The organism is Terriglobus sp. YAF25 (assembly GCF_052113305.1).
In the GTDB taxonomy this organism is placed as follows: domain Bacteria; phylum Acidobacteriota; class Terriglobia; order Terriglobales; family Acidobacteriaceae; genus Terriglobus.
The window spans coordinates 1-3,297 of record NZ_JBFRCY010000535.1; the positions used below are offsets into that span (position 1 = coordinate 1).

Sequence of the window (3,297 nt, forward strand, 5' to 3'; positions counted from 1 at the left end):
GGGTTCGGTACAGTCGCACCACCATGCATCGACGCCATGATCGAAGAGTCCACGTTTGGCCTGCCGCCAGTAGGTGGCTCGTGCCTCGTCGTCGAAAGCGTTGTAGGTCGATTGATTGCCGAGCACCTGGCCATTCTGCTGTAACTCGATCTGGTTATCGCATCCGCCGGTCATGATGGGCCAGATGGAGGCCATCAGTCGCACATCCATGTCGTGCAGCGCCTTGGTCATGCCGGATGGATCAGGGAAACGAATTGGGTCAAAGCTCTTCTGGCCCCAACCGGAGCCGTTGGGCCAGCTCTTCCAGTCCAGCACGATACAGTCGAGAGGAATCTCGCGTCTGCGGTATTCTCCGGCGACATCGAGGAGTTCTTCGGCATTAACGTAGCGTTCCTTAGACTGCACGTATCCCAGAGCCCACTTTGGCAGCATTGTGGGCTGGCCGGTTAGGGCGTAGTACTGCCCATAGAGCTTTTCGAGGGTGTCTCCGCTGAAGATGTAGTAGTCCAGTTCTGCGACGGTCTCCGCCCACCAGTAAGAGCCCAGGGCATCGTCGTGGAAGGTCATCAGCGATTCGCAGTCGAGCAGGACTCCGTATCCCCGCGATGAGATCAGTACCGGGACGACCGCCTTCATATTCTGCTGATACAGCTCGCGGTAACGGCCGCGAAGATTGCCGTATCCTTCTTCGTGCGATCCCAGACCGTACAGCGCTTCGTCGTCGGCGAAGGAGAACTCCAGCTTGGCCTCAAAGGCTTCGCGGTCGAAGAGGGTCTCGAAGGATTCCGCTGCTGCACGCGCGCCGTCGATGCTTTGGTCAGTGGCGATTGATTGTGTCGCGGAGAAGAAACTGCGATAGACCTTTTTGCGCGTCAGCCACTTGCCGCCCCGGCCAGGCTCTTTGAGAAGAACTTTGCCCCGGGAATCCGCTACTGTTAGAGCTCCGCTCGCTTTCGCGATCAAGACCTCGATCGCGTTTGTGGAGAGACGATAGAGCTCCTGCTCCTCCGCAATGTTGAAAGACACATCTTCGCGGGCTATGACGATGGCGGAGGTGCGCTCGGCAAAGGCGCTGTCTTCCGTGTACGTGACGCGGACCGTGGCTTCGGTCGGGAAGCGCAGACGAAGGCGGTGTGTGCCCGAGACGAAGATGGCATCGCCGTAATGGCGTTCAAACTGAAACATCAGATACCCGCACTCATGGCTACGGCCGCGGCGCGGCGCAGCTCAAGATCTTTGCGGATCTGCGGTTCCAGCCGCTCATACCGCTGGTAGAAGAGAACCGGAATGGTCGCCAGGGCATAGGCTATTGCCGGCAGCCATACAAAGCTGAGGCTGATGCCGTGCAAAGACGCTGCCGTCTGCTGGGCGTGCGGGATGTAGTGATAACGGTCCAGAATCCACGCGGGAATTGCACCACCAAGACCGCTACCCGCCTTCAGGCAGAAAGAGAAGCCGATAGCTGTAAGAAAGCCGGTTGCCCGAATGCCGCACCTCCATTCGCCGTAATCAACACTGTCGGAAAGAATGGTGAAGGGCATCGCCATCGCCGCGCCGCTGGCAAAGAAACCAAGCCCCCAGCCGGTCAATATGAGGGGTACGGAATGTGCGTGTGCTCCGGCTGCAAGCAGGAGTTGTCCTGCGACGCAGCCAAGCAGCCCTGCGGCCCACAAGTTGCGTTTCGATGTTTTGCGGCAGAGCCATGGAAGCAGGAAGACTGTTCCCAGAGAGACAAAGTCCAAACTGTTGGCGACGGAGATGAGGTCGCGGCGATGCAGCGTGTATTCAAAGAAGTATGGCGCGGCCGAGATGCGGGCGATGAAGGCGATCCAGAAGAAGAGGCCACTTGCGAAGGTGATCAGCCATGGATGGTTGCCACGGATCGCGCGCAGGCTTTCGCGCAGGGCGATCTTCCTGTGTTCTTCTACGACGGTCTCCCGCAGATTCCGAAATGCGGTCAGATAAAGTAGCACGGAGCCGATGGCGTAGAGGGACATGACAATCAAAAATCCCTTACGGTCATTACCGCCTCCAGCCCGATCCACCAGGCGCAGGACGGTCAGATTCACGAACAGGACAGCGAGCTTTGAGCCGAACATGCGGAAGGTGGTAAGCGTGACCCGCTCGCGGGATTCCGAAGTCAGCCCGGAGAGGATCGATGTGACCGGCGTATTAATACCCGTGTACAGGATGCTGCAGATGGCATAGGTAACACCCGCGTAGAGAACCTTCGCCGTTCCGCTGAGATGCGGCGTGAGGAAGGTAAGCACGCCAAAGATGGCGAACGGCCCACACAGCCATAGGAACCACGGCCTGCTCTTTCCAAGCGGACTATGGGTTCGGTCAAAGAGGATGCCCCACAGCGGCGCGTCCACCGCGTCCAGGCATCGGGTTGCCAGCAGAATGGTTCCCGCCGCAGCCGCGGAGATGCCGTACACATCGGTATAGAACTTCAGCAGGTAAAACGAGACGACGCAAAAGATGAGCTGGCCCGCGACTTCGCTGGCAGCATAACTTAGACGTGTCTTCAGCACACCCTTCTCCCTTTTCTTCTAGCGGCTACAAAGCATAAAGGCCGCTGACGGAGATTCGCCAGCGGCCCTTTATGCCGAAGACTAAGCTACCTTTTCCTTCGACGATTCGGGGAAGGGGCCGTATTGTTCCGGGGTATCGTCCGCGTGGTCGTAGATGTTTTTGCCATCCTTCAGAAATGGAGTGGCCATGGCCCAGGGCTTACCGTCCGGACGGTCGATCGGTGTTGCGCTGTACTGCGGCAGATAGATCCGCCGCATGTTGTTCGTCCTGTTCGGCCCGCTGCGATGGAAGACGTAGCTGTCGAAGGCGACGATGCTTCCGGCGGGCACGATGACTGCATCACCGGGGTCGTTGCCGGTATAGCCGATCAGGTCGTTGGTGCCGTCTTCTTTGGTGTGGTCGATGATGCTGTGCTGGGTTCCGCCACGCGAGTGGGGCAGCAGGTAGACGGTGCCGTTTTCTTCGCTGACGTCGTCCAGCGTGCACCAGCAGGTCACGTAGGGCTTGTGCTGGGTCGTCGGGTTGTACCACTTCACGTAGCCGGAGTCCTGGTGCCAGGCGAACTTCATACCCTGTTCGGCGCCCTTTACCACCCATTGTTCGTGGAAGAGATAGGCGTCAGGACCGACCGTGGCCGCTGCCACTTGTGCCATCAGATCGCTGAAGACGAAACGCCACAGGCGGGAGCTGAGACGGTAGCGGTTATTGATGAAGTATCTCTTGCCGCGGTGGCTGATGTTTTCCGTCTGAACGCCCTTGGCG

The 3,297-nt window shown here is 58.7% G+C and carries 3 protein-coding genes; all 3 read right to left on the minus strand.

Features of this window, described 5'->3' with window-relative positions; genetic code table 11:
- On the minus strand, positions 1-1,185 hold a 1,185-nt coding region (locus AB4043_RS19580; protein ID WP_442307839.1), incomplete at its 3' end, for a glycoside hydrolase family 31 protein.
- A complete protein-coding gene (locus AB4043_RS19585) occupies positions 1,185-2,534 on the minus strand; it encodes an MFS transporter (RefSeq protein ID WP_442302380.1) in 1,350 nt (449 codons plus the stop codon). The genes AB4043_RS19580 and AB4043_RS19585, both read right to left, overlap by 1 nt.
- 81 nt (positions 2,535-2,615) lie before the next feature.
- On the minus strand, positions 2,616-3,297 hold a 682-nt coding region (locus AB4043_RS19590; RefSeq protein ID WP_442307840.1), incomplete at its 5' end, for a phytanoyl-CoA dioxygenase family protein.